This window comes from Caulobacter soli (genome assembly GCF_011045195.1).
GTDB lineage: Bacteria > Pseudomonadota > Alphaproteobacteria > Caulobacterales > Caulobacteraceae > Caulobacter > Caulobacter soli.
In genome coordinates, this window is sequence record NZ_CP049199.1 from 4511568 (window position 1) to 4527717 (window position 16150).

Below are 16150 nucleotides of genomic sequence, written 5' to 3' on the forward strand. Positions count from 1 at the left end.
GCGTTCTGAATGTTCGCAAGCGGCGCGGGGACGGCAAGGGGCCTTTCCCGCCGGCCGCCGAGCGCGCTAGGATTTCGCATGCGTCACGTGGTTCCCAGTCCCCGCCTCCTCCTGGTTCCAGTCCTGCTGCTTGGCCTGGCCGCCTGTTCGCGGACCGACGACCGGGCCAATGATCCGGCGGCGGGCGCCAGCGCGGCCCAGGCCACCGGCCAGGACGCGGCCCCGGTCGCGGGCGGGCCCACCACGCTGAAGCCCGGCCTGTGGAAGACGGTCACCCAGACCCCGGCCGGTCCCCAGGACTCGACGCAGTGCGTGGGCGACGGCGTCGACCCCGGCGCCGAGGCGGCCCGCAAGGTCTCGCCCTGCGGCAAGCCCGAGATGACCCGCACCGTCGACGGCTTCCGCCTCGACCAGGCTTGCGAGAAGGATCACATCAACTACGTGCTGTCGGGCACGGTGAAGGGCGACTTCGTCACCACCGCCAAGACCGACCTGCAACTGGTCGTCTCGGCCTTTGGACGCCGCCAGACCCTGCGGGCCGGCGCGGTCAGCACCTATCAGGGCCCGTGCGAACCGGGCGCCCAAACCGCGAGCCAAACGCCCGCCAAATAGGCGCTTGGCCTTGCTCTCGCCCCAAGCTGTGGCTTGGGAGACACTTAACCCGACCGATCGCACGAACCGTCGGAAACCCGGGGAACGGTCCGCCGCGACGCCGCCTTGTATTTCCGAGGGCCGCGCCGCGTTTGGACGCCGCCCGAGGAGCGACGAGCCATGAACGGTCCGCTTTTGACGGTCGTCCCCGACCAGGCCGATGCGGTCGAGGTCTACAATCTCAGCCGGGGTCCGGAGACCACCACCCAGCGCGTGCGACGCCTGCAGACCGAGGCGCGGCTGCTGGCCCGCGAGCAGATCGAGGCCATGGGCCGCGACCTGGACGACCTGGCGACGCGGGCCCACGAGATCGCCGAGGGCGGCGACGCCTATGCCGTCGGGGTGCGGGAAATGGCCTCGCGCCTGGCCGCCGACCTGCCGCAGAAGGCCCAGAGCCTGCGGGCCATCCTGAACCGCCAGGGCAAGGACTAGGGGAAGGCCTGGAGCGCCAAGGTCCTTCCGCCTCCGACGGGGGAGGGAGGCGGAAGGAACCCCGGCTTGCCCGCCGGTCAGGTGGGGGACGGGACGACGGGCTCACGAAGGACGCCCCGCGAAAACGGTACGAGAACGGGTCATCCGCGAGCAGCTACGCGCCGCCTTCCGCTCCGGATGCAGGCTCGCTGAAAAAAGTTCGGGCAGGCGCCGGGATCGACCGCGCGAGGCGGCGATGGGCTGGTCAAACCGTCACATCGGCGCGCTAGATGGCCGCCATGACCCTGCTGACCCGACGCGCCCTCACGACCGCCGCCCTGGCCGGAACCCTGGCCCCGGGCCTGAGCTTCGCCCGGGCGCCGAAGAAGCCGATCGTCATCGCCCACCGCGGCGCCTCGGGCCTGCGGCCGGAGCACACGGAGCTCTCCTACAACCTGGCCATCGACCAGGGCTGCGACTTCATCGAGCCTGACCTGGTGCCGACCAAGGACGGCCACCTGATCGCCCGGCACGAGAACGAGATCGGCGGCACGACCGACGTCGGCTCGCGCGCCGAGTTCGCCGACCGCAAGGCCACCAAGACCATCGACGGCCAGGCGATCACCGGCTGGTTCACCGAAGACTTCACCCTGGCCGAGATCAAGACCCTGCGGGCCCGCGAGCGGCTGCCGCAACTGCGTCCGGCCAACGCCAAGTACGACGGCCAGGCCTCGCTGCTGACCTTCGACGAGGTGGTCACCATCGCCAAGGCGGGCAGCCAGCGCACGGGTCGGACGATCGGAGTCTATCCCGAGATGAAGCACCCCAGCTACTTCGCGAGCATCGGCCTGCCGATCGAGGATCGCCTGGTGGCCCTGCTGAAGAAGAACGAGCTGGATTCGGCCACCGCGCCGGTCTTCGTCCAGTGCTTCGAGGTCACGCCGCTGAAGACCATCCGCGCCAAGACCAAGGCCCGGCTGGTGCTGCTGACCGCCAGCGAGGGCGGCCCGGCCGACCTGCCGAACGTCACCTACGCCCAGCTCTGCACCGCCTCGGGCCTGAAGGAGGTCGCGCTCTACGCCGATGGCCTGGGACCGGAAAAGACCCAGATCATCCCACAGGACGCGACCAACCTGCTGCCGGCCACGTCGCTGGTGAAGGACGCCCACGCCGCCGGCCTGGTCGTCCACCCCTGGACGGTGCGGGCCGAGAACTACTTCCTGCCCTCGAGCCTGCGCCGGGGCGACGCGGCCGCCGCCGACTATCTGGCCCAGCCGGGCGACGTGACGCCGGTGTTCAAGGCCCTCTACGCCGCCGGCGTCGACGGCCTGTTCAGCGACTTCCCGGGCCTGGCGGTCGCCGCGCGGGGATAGCAGCGCTCTTGCGATGAGCGACGGCGCGGGGCAGCGTGCGCGTCTTCTTCGCTTCGAGACGCCTCCATGATCCTCCGCCTCGCCGCCGCGACCGCCGCCCTCGCCCTGCTCGCCACGCCGGCCTTCGCCGCGCCCGAGGGCGCCAAGCTGGACGCCATCGCCCAGGACTTCGTGCGCCTGACGCTGGAGGCCGGCGTGCGCGAGCCGGGCTATGTCGACGCCTATTACGGCCCCGCCGAATGGGCGAGCGTCGCCAAGGCCAAGCCGCGCGACGTGCCGGCCCTGCGCGCCGAGGCCGACCGGCTGGCCGGCGCGCTGAAGGCCGTCGACGGCAAGGCGCTGGATCCCGACGAAATCCGCCGCAAGGCCTTCCTGGCCGGCCAGGTCAAGGCGGCCCAGACGCGCCTGGCCATGCTGGCCGGCGTCAAGTTCAGCTTCCAGGACGAGGCCGAGGGCCTGTTCGGCGTGCGCCCGCCGATCAAGCCGCTCAGCGCCTACGACCCCGTCCTGGCCAGGATCGACAAGCTGGTCCCTGGCGAGGGCGACCTGGCGACCCGCGTCACCGCCTTCCAGGCCCGCTACACGATCCCGACCGACCGGCTGGAACCGGTGATGAAGGCGGCGATCGCCGAGTGCAAGGCGCGCACGCAGGCCCACATCGCCCTGCCCGCCAACGAGCGCTTCGACCTGGCGTTCGTCACCAAGAAGCCCTGGAGCGGCTACAACTGGTACAAGGGCGACGCCCACAGCCTGATCGAGGTCAACACCGACCTGCCCACCCCGATCAGCCGCGCCGTCGACCTGGGCTGCCACGAGGGCTATCCGGGCCACCACGTGCTCAACACCCTGCTGGAAGAAAAGCTGACCAAGGCCAGGGGCTGGGTCGAGTTCAGCGTCTATCCGCTGTTCTCGCCGCAGTCGCTGATCGCCGAGGGCTCGGCCAACTACGGGATCAAGCTGGCCTTCCCGGGCGAGGAGAAGGTCGCGTTCGAGCGCAAGGTCCTCTACCCGCTGGCGGGCCTGGACCCGGCCACGGCCGACACCTACGACGCCCTGAGCAACGCCACGGCCGAACTGGCCAGCGTCCAGAACACCGTCGCCGACCTCTACCTATCGGGAAAGCTGGACAAGGCCGCCGCCGTCGACGCCCTGGCCAAATATACCCTGGCCACCCGCGCCAAGGCCGAGAAATCGCTGAGCTTTATCGAGACCTACCGGAGCTACGTGATCAACTACAACCTGGGCCAGGACATGGTCCGCGCCCACGTCGAACGGGCCGGCCCGTCGCAGGACGTGCGCTGGAAGCGGATGGAGGCGGTGATCTCGCAGCCGACCACGCCGGCGGACTTGACGAAGTAGCCGCCAACGTCCGCCGCTTGACGGCCACATTGGCGCGGTCACTTTAGGCGAAGCCGTTGGAGGACAGGCGATGATACGGCAAGCATTGGCGGGCTTGGTCCTGTTGGCGCTGACGGCTCCCGCCGTGGCGTCGGCGCAGGCTCCGGCGCTGAGCAAGATGCAGGCGCGCGCCCTGCCGCCCGCCGAGCTGACCCAGCGGGTGATGGACCAGGTCGCCGACCTGCTGATCCCGGCGCCGCAGCCCTCTTCCGGCCGCAAGCCCCTGCGGCCCCTGCGCGACCTGGACTTCGCCACCGCGCCGCGCGCCACCTACGTGCCCGGCGTCTGCGCCCGCGACGAGGTGATCGTCACCTTCGCCCCGGTCGGCGACACGGCCCAGGGCCCAGACACCCCGGTGCGGGCCTCCAGCCTCTCGGCCCACAGCCGTTACCGCCTGCTGGGACCGCCGGCCCGGGAGATCGACAACTACGGCGCGCCGCCGCCGGCCTCGGCCCAGCAAGACTGCGGCCGGCTGGTCCAGGACCCCGCCCCCTTCTTCAGCGCCCCTACCGCCGAGGTCGCGCTGAGCGGCGCCTGGTGGCTGACCCGCCTGGCCGCCGCGCCGAACCAGGCGCCGATCGACTGCAAGCCGGCCGGCGCCGAGCCCCTGGCCTGCGCGGACATCCTGGGCGACCTGACCCTGGACGACCTGAAGGCCGTCGAGCCCTGTTTCGACGACCACCGCGGCCCGGCCCCGCTGAACTGCTGGGCGCTGTCGGTCTGGCCCCAGAGCGGACCCTACGCCCTGCGGATCCTGACCACCCGGGGACAGGCCCCCGTCATCGCCCGCGTGGAGATGGTCGAGGAGACCTACGCCGCCGACGCCGTCGCGGACTAGGAATCGCTGGGGAGGCGCCCTCGTCCCCCGACTTCATCTTGGCGACAAGCTCAGGATGAGGGCTACTTTTAGGGCGGTTGAACTCGAATTCCTCATCCTGAGCCTGTCGAAGGACGAGGAATTCGCTCACTGGCGAGGCAAGCGCTTCCAGACCGCAAGCCGCCATGGCGCAGCTGGCGCTTAGGGCCTAGACACGGCGCGATCCGTCCGGAGTCCGCCGATGTCCCTGCCGCTGCGCCACTTCCTGCTCGCCCTGGCCGTGGTGGCGGTGTGGGGGACCAATTTCGTGGTCATCAAGGTGGCGCTGGACCATCTGCCGCCGCTGCTGCTGGCCACGCTGCGCTTCACCCTGGTGCTGTTGCCGATGGCCTTCTTCATCAAGCGGCCGGCGGTCTCGTGGAAGAACCTGGCGGCCTATGGCCTGCTGATCGGGGCGGGTCAGTTCGGCCTGCTGTTCGTGGCCATGAAGGGCCACATCTCGCCGGGCCTGGCCTCGCTGGTCGTGCAGACCCAGGTGTTCTTCACCATCGGCATGGCCATGAAGATCAGCGGCGAGCGGGTGAAGGGCTTCCAGATCGTGGCCCTGCTGCTGTCGGTGGCCGGCATCGTGCTGATCGCCGCCCATGGCGGCGGGGCGGCGACCCCGCTGGGCGTGGCCCTGATCCTGGGCGCGGCCGCCAGCTGGGCCGGCGGCAACATCGTCGCCCGCCAGGCCGGGACGGTGAACATGCTGGCCTATGTGGTCTGGGCCAGCCTGTTCTCGATCCCGCCGCTGTTTTTGATGTCGCTGTGGCTGGAAGGCTGGCCGGCCATGGTCGCGGGCGTGCGCCACGCCGACGCCCTGACCTGGGCCGCCGTGGCCTGGCAGGCGGTGGGCAACACCATGTTCGGCTACGCCGCCTGGGGCTGGCTGCTGGCCCGCTATCCCGCCGCGACGATCACGCCGATGGCCCTGCTGGTGCCGGTGTTCGGCATGGGCGCCTCGGCGATCCTGCTGGGCGAGAGCCTCCCCCTGTGGAAGCTGAGCGCGGCGGTGCTGGTGCTGGCGGGCCTGGCGGTGAACATGCTGTGGCCGAAGGTGCGGGTGCGGTTTTTGGCGGCGACTTGAGCCCCTTCTCACGCCAACATCCCGGCGAAGGCCGGGACCCAGATGGAATGGCTTTGAGGTGGGCTCCTTGAGCTCAGAGCCGATCCAACCCGATTCACCGCCATGGGATCTGGGTCCCGGCATTCGCCGGGATGAGCGGATCATTTTATCCACAAAGCCCGATCCAGCTCTGGACGAACCGACCATCTAACGTGCGCAATACGAACATTAAGCCTATGTTGGCCGCTTAACCCGCCATGCGTTTCGACGACCATTTCCTCGATGAACTGAAGACCCGTCTTCGCCCTTCCGACGTGATCGGAAAGTCGGTGAAGCTGCGGCGGCAGGGGCGCGAGTACGCCGGTCTCTCGCCGTTCACCAAGGAAAAGAGCCCCTCGTTCTTCGTCAATGACGACAAGGGCTTCTATCACTGCTTCTCCAGCGGCAAGCACGGCGACATCATCTCCTATCTGCAGGAGACCGAGCGGCTGACCTTCACCGAGGCGGTGGAGCGGCTGGCGGCCGAGGCGGGCATGGCCCTGCCCGAGCCCGACGCCCGCGCCGCCCAGGAAGACAAGAAGCGCGCCGGTCTGGGCGACTGGATGGAGCTGGCCTCGGCCTGGTTCGAGAGCGAGCTGCGCCGCCCGGTCGGCCAGGCCGCCCGCGACTACCTGGCCCGCCGCGCCCTGCCCGAGGACCAGTGGAGCCGCTTCCGCATCGGCTTCTCGCCCAATGGCCGCACGGCGCTGAAGGATTACCTGATCGCCAAGGGCGCCAAGCCGGCCGAGCTGGTCGACGCCGGCCTGCTGATCGCGCCCGAGGACGGCGGCCAGCCCTATGACCGTTTCCGCGACCGGATCATCTTCCCGATCACCGACACCCGGGGCCGGGTGGTCTCGTTCGGCGGCCGAGCCATGGATCCCGCCGCCCGCGCCAAGTACCTGAACGGGCCGGAGACCACGCTCTTCCACAAGGGCCGGCTGCTGTATGGTCTGTACGAGGCCCGCAAGCTGCTGCACGCCGCTCAGGCCGCCGCCCCCACCGAGCAGACGCCGATGCTGGTGGTCGAAGGCTATATGGACGTCATCGCCTGCCAGCGCGCGGGCCTGCCGGCCGTCGCGCCGATGGGCACGGCCATGACCGAGGAGCAGATGGAGGTGCTGTGGCGCCTGCATCCGGAACCCACCCTCAGCTTCGACGGCGACAAGGCCGGCCAGCGCGCCGCCGCCCGGGCCATCGACCGCGCCCTGCCGCTGCTCAAGCCCGGCCGCTCGTTCAAGTTCTCGATCGTGGTCGGCGGCAAGGATCCCGACGACGTGCTGCGCGAGCAGGGCCCGGCGGCGCTGAAGAGCCAGCTGACCCAGACCACGCCGTTCGTCGAGGCGCTGTTCGTCCGCGAGCGCGACCTGGAGCCGCTCGACACCCCCGAGCGCAAGGCCGGCCTCAAGCAGCGGCTGCGCGCCGCGGCCGGGACCATCGCCGACAAGGACCTGGCCGCCGCCTATCGCGACGACCTCTACGCCAAGCTGGACGCGCTCTTCCCGAAGCCCGCCTTCGGCGATGGGGGCTCCAATGGCGGCGGCTATGGCGGCGGGCGGCCCTTCGTCCCGCGCGGCCAGTGGAAGGGCGGTCGCGATCGCGGTCCGCCCGATCCCGGCATCCGCGGCGTGGCCCGCGCCGAGATCGGCACGCGGCTGAAGCCCTTCCACGCCGCCGTGGCCATCGCGGCGCTGGACCATCCGGCCTGGGCCCGGCCTTATGACGAGGCCATCGAGCGCATCGGCTTCGGCGACCCGCGCCTGGCCCCGCTGGCGGCCGAGCTGTTCGACGCCCTGTCCGACGGCATCGGCGACGACACCCCGTTCCGCGCCATCCTCGACCGCAAGGGCCTGGGCGGCCAGGTCGCCGAGGTCGAGCGCGTGGCCGGGGCGATCACCGTCCCGTTCCTCGACCCCAAGATGGACCCGCATCGCGCCAAGGCCCTGTGGTCGGCCTGCTACGAGGCCCTGGTCGAGATCGGCGACAGCGAACGCGCCCTGGAGGCCCTGCGCCGCGAAGCCGTCACCGCCGGCACGCTGGCGGCCACCCGCGACCTGCGCACCCGGATCGGCGTGCTGGAGCGCCAGATCAGCGGCCTGGAGTTCTGGGAAGCCCCGCCGACGAGCGTGGCGATTACCTGAGGTCGTAACCTCGAGGCCGTCATTCCCGCGGCAAGTCCTAGGATGACGGGCGTTTTTGCCATGAGCGGAAATCGGCGCGATGGCACGCTGCCATCTTGACTCGCGCGTCATGCGACGCCATCTGGCGACTCAAGGATTTGCCACGCTGCTGATTGACATCGCTCGGGCCGCCATTTTCATGCGCGCGCCCTCCTTGAAACAGGATGTCACCCTCGCCGCCGCCAGGTCCCAGTGGCTGCCGAAACCTCCCAAGGGTCGACGCTGATCGCGCGCGAAGACAACGCCTCCGCAAAGAGCCCAGCTCGCGGAGCGTTCGGTCATGGCTCTTCGGCGTGTGTCAGGCGTTTATCTTGAGAATTTTTTCAGCGGTTCACTGGACAGCTTGCACGGACGACAGGGCGCGAAGCGCAGGCGACCCACCACGGACACATTTTTCGACGCGCGCCACGACTTCGGCGCCGCGTCGTTTCGGAGACCTGAATGAGCACGACGACGACTGACGCAGCTGAACCGCCCGAAACCGGTGGCGGTGATGGTCCCCTGTTGGACCTGACCGATGCCGGCGTAAAGAAGTTCATCAAGCAGGCCAAGGCGCGCGGCTACGTCACGATGGACGAGCTGAACAAGGTCCTGCCGTCGGAAGAAGTGACGTCCGAAGCCATCGAAGACACCCTCGCCATGCTGAGCGAGATGGGCGTCAACGTGGTCGAGGCCGAAGAAGACGCTGAAGGTTCGGAAGGCGGCGAGGTCGTCGCCCGCGAAGACAACCAGCAGGTCATCACCAGCGAGAAGCCGGCGGCCTACGACCGCACGGACGATCCCGTTCGCATGTATCTGCGCGAGATGGGCTCGGTCGAGCTGCTGTCGCGCGAGGGCGAAATCGCCATCGCCAAGCGTATCGAGGCCGGCCGCGACACCATGATCCGGGGTCTGTGCGAAAGCGCCCTGACCTTCGAAGCCATCATGGTCTGGCGCGAGGAGCTGGGCACCGGCCGCATCCTGCTGCGCGAAGTCATCGACCTGGAAGGCACCTACGCCGCGATCAACGGCGTGGCCGCCGCGCCGGCCGCCGAGGACGCCGAGCCAGCCGAACCGGTCGACGAGGAAGCCGGCGGCGAACCCAAGGCCGAGGGCGAGGAAGACGACGACGATTTCGACGACGGCGCCGGTCCCACGGTCAGCGCCATGGAAGGCGAGCTGCGCGAAGGCGTGATGGCCATCCTCGACGCGATCGCCAGCGAGTTCGAAACCTTCCGCAAACTGCAGGACAAGCTGGTCGGCAGCCGCCTGAAGGGCGCCGACCTCAGCGACGCCGACCGCAAGGCCTATGAGGGTCTGTCGCAGACCATCATCCAGCACCTGAAGACGCTGAAGCTGAACAACAACCGCATCGAGGCGCTGGTCGAGCAGCTCTACGCGATCAACAAGCGCCTGATCGGCCTGGAAGGCCGCCTGCTGCGCCTGGCCGACAGCTACGGCATCAGCCGCGGCGAGTTCCTGAAGGCCTACTTCGGCTCCGAGCTGAACCCCAACTGGGTCGAGCAGGTGAAGGCCATGGGCGTGCGCTGGACCAAGTTCGTCGAGAACGACGTCAACTCGGTCAGCGACATCCGCCAGGAGATCGCGGCCCTGGCCACCGAGACCGGCGTGCCGATCGACGACTATCGCCGCATCGTCCAGACCGTGCAGAAGGGCGAGCGCGAAGCCCGTCAGGCCAAGAAGGAGATGGTGGAAGCCAACCTCCGTCTCGTGATCTCGATCGCCAAGAAGTACACCAACCGCGGCCTGCAGTTCCTGGACCTGATCCAGGAAGGCAATATCGGCCTGATGAAGGCCGTCGATAAGTTCGAATATCGCCGCGGCTACAAGTTCTCGACCTACGCCACCTGGTGGATCCGTCAGGCGATCACCCGCTCGATCGCCGACCAGGCGCGGACCATCCGCATCCCGGTGCACATGATCGAGACGATCAACAAGATCGTCCGCACCAGCCGCCAGATGCTGCACGAGATCGGCCGCGAGCCGACCCCGGAAGAGCTGGCCGAAAAGCTGGCCATGCCGCTGGAGAAGGTGCGCAAGGTCCTGAAGATCGCCAAGGAGCCGATCTCGCTCGAAACGCCGATCGGCGACGAGGAAGACAGCCACCTGGGCGACTTCATCGAGGACAAGAACGCCATCCTGCCGATCGACGCGGCCATCCAGTCCAACCTGCGGGAAACCACCACCCGCGTGCTGGCCTCGCTGACCCCGCGCGAAGAGCGCGTGCTGCGCATGCGCTTCGGCATCGGCATGAACACCGACCACACCCTGGAAGAGGTCGGCCAGCAGTTCTCGGTCACCCGCGAACGCATCCGCCAGATCGAGGCCAAGGCCCTGCGCAAGCTCAAGCACCCCTCGCGGTCGCGCAAGCTGCGGAGCTTCCTCGACTCCTAAGGGTTCGAAGATCGCACAGACGTCAACGCCCGCCTCGGTCAGCCGAGGCGGGCGTTTTCGTTTTTAGTCGTGATGACCAAGTCTTAGTTGCCGGGCTTGGCCGCCGCCGAGCCGTTGGCGCCCACGCCGACCGAAGCGCCGTCACGCGTGGCCGAACCGGACACGCCGAGCGAGCCGCCGCCATTGGCCCCGCCGCGATTGGTGGCCGCGCCGGTCGCCGTCGAACCGTTCACCGATCCGGACACGCCGTTGCTGGACAGGTCGCCGGCCGCGTTGGCCGCGCCCGAGGTGTTGGCCGTGGCCGAGCCGGCCGTGTCGGTCGCCGAGCCGACGACGGCGCCGGCGGTCGAGCGGCCCTTGCGGACGGTCTGGCCGGCCGCGCCGCGCGTGCGCTGGGTCGTGCTCTGCAGGTGCGAGGTCAGGTCGTCGGTCCCGGGATTGACCTGGCCGGCGCCGGTCAACGAGCCGCCGGCCTGGCCGGTGATCCCGCCGAAGGTTCCGCCCAGTCCGCCCGAGGCGCCGCCCGATCCGCCGAGGATCTGGGCCTGAGCCATGGGGGCCGACAGCAGGACGGCCGCCGTGGCGGCGGTCATGAGAAATGAGGTCTTGCGCATGGTCTTCTCCTATCGATTGACAAGATCCGGACGGTTTCCGTGACCGCCTCTCGACCGGTGAAAACGCGGCTGGAGCCGTTTGCTTCCGTGCGGCGGCGATTATTTTCACTCGCGCGGAGGCGATTTCCTTTGAAATTCAATCCTGAGTCACGGACGACGGCCCTTGTGCCGACGGCCGGAAACGCTCGCGCGCCCTTGCGAAAACGTCGTCTTCCAAGCGACAAACTGGCGCGTGGCCCCGCCTCGCGGCTAGAGTGCGTCCAGCGACCAAGGAGCCCCGCCATGACCGTCCCGGACGAAGAGGTGTTCGCCTTTGTCGACGGCGAGTTGCCGCCCGAGGCGATGGCGCGCATCGAGGCGGCCATGGCCACCGATCCGCAGCTGGCCCTGAGGGTCGAGACCCAGCGCGCGCTGCGCCGCCTGCTGTCGGGCGCCCATGCCGGCGCCATGCGCGGGACCCCGCCTGGAGCCGCGACCGGAGCCCTGGGCGCGACGGCCGCCGCCACGCCGCCGCCCACGTCCAAACCGGCCGAGGTCATCGCCTTTCCCGGCGCCAAGGCGAAGTCCAAGGCCAAGGAAAAGGCCAAGCCGCGCGAACCCAGGCCGCCCAAGCCGGCCGGTGCGCCGGGGCGCGGCCTGCCCGCCTGGATCGGCCTGGCCGCCTGCCTGCTGATCGGACTGGCCGCCGGTCGCCTGGCCGCGCCGCCGCCGGTCACCCTCAGCGGAGCCGACGACCCGCCGCCGATCGCCGCCGGGCCGCTGGCCCAGGCCCTGAACACCCAAGCCTCGGGCCCCGGCGCGGGACCGGTGCGCATCGCCCTGTCGTTCGTGAGCCGGTCGGGCGCCTATTGCCGGGTCTTCCAGGCCTCGGGGCGCGCGCCGCTGGCCGGGGTGGCCTGCCGCGAGGCCGACGCCTGGCGCGTGCGGGCCTCGGGCCCCGCCGCGTCCGGCTCGACCGCCGCCGTCCAGGCGATGATCGTGGGTCCGCCGCTGGACGCCGCCGCCGAGGCCAAGGCCAAGGCCGACGGCTGGAAGCCTCTAAAGGGGGCCGCCCCCCGGTAGCACCGGAGGGCGGCGGGTCCGAACCCGCGCAGGGGGGAATGCGATAGGGGCCCGGACCAGCTCGAACCGGCGCGATGAGACGCGCGGGCGGGGTCCTAGGCGATAATGTCCAGAAGCGCGCCCGTCATCTCGTCGGCGGTCTTGATGACGGCGGCGTTGGCCGCGAAGTCGGTCTTGGCGGAGATCTGCTCGACGGCCTCGTGGCCCAGGTCGACGTCCGGCCCGGCCTGGCTCTTGTCCACGCCGCCCTTGTCCACGCCCCAGGACACGGTGCGCTGAGCGCTGGCGTTGAGACGGTTGGTCGCGGCGGACATGCCCGCGACGGCGGTGTTGAAGACCTGCACGACCATCTCCCTGGTTGCCAGGCCAATCTGGTGCGCGCCGGTTAATCCGCCTTCAGCAAAGACGGTGAAGTTACGCGGTTAACTGTCGAGGGACCGCCCTCGTCCTTCGACAGGCTCAGGATGAGGGCTACTGAAAGTCGGCATTCGTTCCTGGGCGGCGGACGCCCACAACGGGATTGGCGTCTAGACGCTGATGTTGACGACCGTACCCGTCAGTTCGGCGGTGGCCTGGCCGAGAGCAGCGCCGGCGGCGGCGGTCATCTTGGCGTTGGTCTGAGCCACGGCCAGCTGGGTCAGATCGACCGGCGGCGGCGCCTGGACCGGAGCGGGCTGACGCTGGATGGCGGCGCTGGAGCTGGCGGCGATCTGCACGGAGTCATCCTGTCGGAGCGCCCCTTTCTGGGGCCGCCGCCAACCTCGTCGCGAACCGTTAAGCGCGGCTGACCAAACACGGTAAACGCCGGCCCACCCAGGATAACGCGTTCTTTCGACGCGGCTTTTCCGTGAAGATTACAAAACGTTCAGGTTACGAAATCTCGACAAGCCGCGCCGCTCTGGCCAAGGTTCGCCCCTTCGCGGGCTCGCCCCGTATAGCCTTTTGTTTTGGCGCGTTTTCTTCACGCGAACCGGTATCCACTTCGCTCGAAAACGCTTTAGGAGCCTGCCTAGATGCCGTTCTCCCGTCGCGCCGCCCTCGCCGGCGTCGCCCTGCTGTTGACCGTTCAACCCACCTTCGCCGCCACCGCCAAGCCCGCGGCCAAGCCCGCGGCTTCGGCCTTCACACCGTCGGCCGGCGCGATCAAGGCGCACATGGGCTTCCTGGCCGACGACCTATTGGAAGGCCGCGAGGCCGGCACGCGCGGCTACGACATCGCCGCCAACTACGTGGCCGCCCAGTACGCGTTGATGCATGTGAAGCCGGCCGGCGACAACGGGACCTACCTGCAGCAGGTGCCGCTGACCGCCTATCGCTCGACCAACGAGGGCGGTGTTTCCTACACCGGCGCCGACGGCAAGTCGGGCGCCCTGACTTTCGGCGAGGACTACCTGCCCTCGGCCCAGGCCCGCCAGGCCGAGACCAAGATCACCGCGCCGCTGGTCTTCGTCGGCTACGGTATCGTCGCCCCCGAGCGCGGCCGCGACGACTACGCCGGCCTGGACGTGAAGGGCAAGATCGTCGTCGTCCTGAACGGCGCACCCACCGGCCTGCAGACCGAGATCCGCGCCCACTACAGCAACCTCAACACCAAGCGGGTCGAGGCGGCCAAGCGCGGCGCGGTCGGCGTGCTGACCCTGCCGACCACCACCTCCGAGAAGAACCGTCCGTTCGCGCGCGGCATCCCCAACTACCAGGAATGGCGGATGACCTGGAACGACGCCCAGGGCGCGGCCAATGTGCGCGGCGCCGAGGCCCCCGGCCTGGCCACCCTGAGCCTAAAGGGCGGCGCCAAGCTGTTCGCCGGCGCCCCGACCTCGCTGGACGCCGTGCTGGCCGCGGCCGACACGCCCGATGGCCTGGTCAAGGGCTTCGACCTGCCGACCAACGTCACGATCCAGCTGACGACCGAGATCGAAAAGCGCCGGAGCAGCAACGTGGTCGGCCTGATCGAGGGCTCGGACCCGACGCTGAAGGCCCAGACGATCATCCTGTCCGCCCACCTCGACCATCTGGGCATCCACGGCAAGGACGCCGACAAGATCAACAACGGCGCCCTGGACAACGCCTCGGGCGTGGCCACCCTGCTTGAGGTGGCGCGCGGCTTCAAGGAAGCCCCGACCAAACCCAAGCGCTCGATCGTGCTGCTGGCGGTCACGGCCGAGGAGAAGGGTCTGATCGGCTCGGACTACTTCGCCAACAACCCGACCGTGCCCAAGGGCGGCATCGCCGCCGACGTCAATCTGGACATGCCGATCCTGCTGTACGACTTCCAGGACGTGATCGCCTTCGGCGCCGATCGCTCGACGATCGGCCCAGCCGTGGCCCGCGCCGCCGGCCGCGTCGGCATCGGCCTGTCGGCCGACCCGCTGCCGGAAGAAGGCCTGTTCACCCGCTCGGACCACTACCGCTTCGTCGAGCAAGGCGTGCCGTCGGTGTTCCTGATGACCGGCTTCAAGAACGGCGGCGAGAAGGGCTTCAAGGACTTCCTGGCCACCCACTACCACAAGCCCAACGACGACCTGAACCAGCCGATCAATTACGAGGCCGGGGCCCGCTTCGCCCTGGTCAACTACGAGATCGCCCGCGAACTGGCCGACGCCCCGGCCCGCCCGGCCTGGAACCAGGGCGACTTCTTCGGGACCCTGTTCGGGAAGAAGTAGGGGACCGGCTGGACGCCCCCTCCGTCACGAGGCTTCGCCTCGCGCCACCTCCCCCGCTACGCGGGTGAGGAGGAAGCGGACGGACCTCTCCTCCCCCGTGAAACGGGGGAGGTGGCGGCGAAGCCGACGGAGGGGGCGTCCCGCCACAGCATCCATCCTTGACCCCGCCTCCGCGCGGCGCGATCTGTACCCCGAACCAGCCGGAGACGGGACGAGTGAAAAGCGTTGGCGCCCTGCTGAGGATCGGCCTGATCGTTCCGGCGATCATGGTGGCCGACGTCCTGGTGGCCCAGCGGATGTTCCCGGGCTTCAACGCCGGCGCGCAGTTCATCAGCGAGCTGGGCGGGCCCAAGGCGCCCCTGCCGCAAATCTTCAACATCGGCATGGTCCTGGCCGGGCTGGCGGGGATGGCGGCCGGAGCCGGCTTCGCCCACGCCCTGGAGCACGCCGGCGGCCGTCGCCGGGTCTCGGCCTTCGCGGGGCTGTGGGTGGCGATGACCGGGCTGGGCGCCCTGTTCGCCGGCCTGTTCCACTGGCCCGACCCCATGCACCGGGCCTGCGGCGTGGGCCTGGCCATCCAGTTCGCCCCGCTGTTCACCGCCTGGGCCCTGTGGGGCAAGGCCGAGCATCGCCGCCTGGCGCGGTTCTCGCTGGGCTGGTTCTTCTTCCTGCTGCTGGTCCTGGCCCTGCTGACCGGGGTCTGGAACGTGCGGACCGGCAACGATGTCGGCTTCTGGCAGCGCGGCCATGCGTTCCTGGGCCTGCTGTGGCTGGCGATCGCCGCCTTCTGCCTGGACCGCCACTGGCGCGCGCGGCCCTCGGAGCCCGAACCCGAAGCCCCCGCCGAACCCGACTACGCCCCCGCCGCCTCGTAGGTGACGATCAGGTCGTCGGACGCCAGGGCGTCGCCCTTCAGCGCGTTGACGAGATCGGCCAGGGGCGTCTTCTCGTCGAACGGCAGCCGCTCGACCAGGGCGAAGATCTGAAAGTGATAGTGGTGCACGCCATGTCCGACCGGCGGTCGGGGCCCGAAATAGCCGACCGTGCCGTTGTCGTTGGTTCCCTGGACAGCGCCGCCGATCAGACCCAGGCTGGCCTCGTTCGCCAGGCCCTCGGGCAGGCTGGTGGCCTCGCCCGGGATATTCCAGATCAGCCAGTGCACGAACGGTCGCTCGCGCGGAGCATCGGGATCCTCGACGATGATGGCGTAGACCGCCGCGCCCTTGACCGGCGTCCAGATCAGCGGCGGCGAGAGGTTGTCGTGATAGGCGCTGTGGCGATCGGCGAGGCGGCCGTCCTGGTCGGTCGCCGGGGTGGTCAGCACCAGGCTGTCCTCGCCATAGGGCTGGACCTTCTGCATGGTGATCGCTTGCCCGGAATGGTCGGGAGACGAGGCGTGGGGCATGGACGGCTCCTGGCTTTGGGAGCTAAACCCGCCCG

Annotated in this window: 15 protein-coding genes; 11 read left to right on the plus strand and 4 right to left on the minus strand. The window is 69.5% G+C overall.

The genetic code is table 11. The annotated features are described in order from the left end of the window. Positions 1-78 precede the first annotated feature (78 nt). From G3M62_RS20950 to rpoD, 8 genes are all read left to right on the plus strand, one after another. Complete coding sequence (locus tag G3M62_RS20950; protein WP_165190490.1) at positions 79-612, plus strand: hypothetical protein; 534 nt, start codon at positions 79-81, stop codon at positions 610-612. Positions 613-771: 159 nt separating this feature from the next. Then, positions 772-1083, plus strand: coding sequence for a hypothetical protein (locus G3M62_RS20955; protein ID WP_165190491.1), 312 nt, complete (start codon positions 772-774; stop codon positions 1081-1083). Between the two features lie 269 nt (positions 1084-1352). Then, complete coding sequence (locus tag G3M62_RS20960) at positions 1353-2435, plus strand: glycerophosphodiester phosphodiesterase (RefSeq protein ID WP_205691919.1); 1083 nt, start codon at positions 1353-1355, stop codon at positions 2433-2435. Between the two features lie 66 nt (positions 2436-2501). Then, entirely contained in the window at positions 2502-3794 is a 1293-nt protein-coding gene (locus G3M62_RS20965; RefSeq protein WP_205691920.1) for a hypothetical protein, read from the plus strand. Between the two features lie 70 nt (positions 3795-3864). Then, positions 3865-4671: a hypothetical protein gene (locus G3M62_RS20970; protein ID WP_165190492.1), complete on the plus strand. Its 807-nt coding sequence runs from the start codon at positions 3865-3867 to the stop codon at positions 4669-4671. A 220-nt stretch (positions 4672-4891) separates the two neighbouring features. Next, positions 4892-5779, plus strand: coding sequence for an EamA family transporter (locus G3M62_RS20975; RefSeq protein ID WP_165190493.1), 888 nt, complete (start codon positions 4892-4894; stop codon positions 5777-5779). A gap of 236 nt (positions 5780-6015) precedes the next feature. After that, the gene (gene dnaG / locus G3M62_RS20980; protein WP_165190494.1) at positions 6016-7938 is read left to right on the plus strand and encodes a DNA primase; all 1923 of its coding nucleotides are present in this window, start codon (positions 6016-6018) and stop codon (positions 7936-7938) included. A 480-nt stretch (positions 7939-8418) separates the two neighbouring features. Further along, the gene (gene rpoD / locus G3M62_RS20985; RefSeq protein WP_165190495.1) at positions 8419-10371 is read left to right on the plus strand and encodes an RNA polymerase sigma factor RpoD; all 1953 of its coding nucleotides are present in this window, start codon (positions 8419-8421) and stop codon (positions 10369-10371) included. A gap of 83 nt (positions 10372-10454) precedes the next feature. Here the strand turns inward: rpoD and G3M62_RS20990 are convergent, their stop codons facing one another. Beyond that, on the minus strand, positions 10455-10985 hold the full coding sequence (locus G3M62_RS20990; RefSeq protein WP_165190496.1) for a hypothetical protein: 531 nt from the start codon (positions 10983-10985) through the stop codon (positions 10455-10457). Positions 10986-11267: 282 nt separating this feature from the next. Between G3M62_RS20990 and G3M62_RS20995 the strand changes: the two genes are divergently transcribed. Then, positions 11268-12047 carry an anti-sigma factor family protein gene (locus tag G3M62_RS20995; protein ID WP_165190497.1) on the plus strand — a complete coding sequence of 260 codons (780 nt, stop codon included), beginning with the start codon at positions 11268-11270 and terminating at the stop codon, positions 12045-12047. Between the two features lie 95 nt (positions 12048-12142). On the opposite strand, the gene G3M62_RS21000 is transcribed toward G3M62_RS20995, so the two are convergent. Together G3M62_RS21000 and G3M62_RS21005 are read right to left on the minus strand one after the other, a co-directional pair. Continuing rightward, entirely contained in the window at positions 12143-12397 is a 255-nt protein-coding gene (locus G3M62_RS21000) for a flagellar basal body rod C-terminal domain-containing protein (protein ID WP_165190498.1), read from the minus strand. A 177-nt stretch (positions 12398-12574) separates the two neighbouring features. After that, on the minus strand, positions 12575-12763 hold the full coding sequence (locus tag G3M62_RS21005; RefSeq protein ID WP_165190499.1) for a hypothetical protein: 189 nt from the start codon (positions 12761-12763) through the stop codon (positions 12575-12577). Positions 12764-13060: 297 nt separating this feature from the next. Here G3M62_RS21005 and G3M62_RS21010 point away from each other — a divergent pair, with 297 nt between their 5' ends. Beyond that, positions 13061-14710 (plus strand): M20/M25/M40 family metallo-hydrolase, encoded by a 1650-nt coding sequence (locus tag G3M62_RS21010; protein WP_165190500.1) that lies wholly within the window; start codon positions 13061-13063, stop codon positions 14708-14710. A 158-nt stretch (positions 14711-14868) separates the two neighbouring features. Continuing rightward, on the plus strand, positions 14869-15585 hold the full coding sequence (locus G3M62_RS21015; protein WP_165190501.1) for a DUF998 domain-containing protein: 717 nt from the start codon (positions 14869-14871) through the stop codon (positions 15583-15585). Here G3M62_RS21015 and G3M62_RS21020 read toward each other — a convergent pair. Then, on the minus strand, positions 15564-16115 hold the full coding sequence (locus G3M62_RS21020) for a YbhB/YbcL family Raf kinase inhibitor-like protein (RefSeq protein WP_165190502.1): 552 nt from the start codon (positions 16113-16115) through the stop codon (positions 15564-15566). The two genes, G3M62_RS21015 and G3M62_RS21020, sit on opposite strands and share 22 nt — an antisense overlap. Positions 16116-16150: the final 35 nt, after the last annotated feature.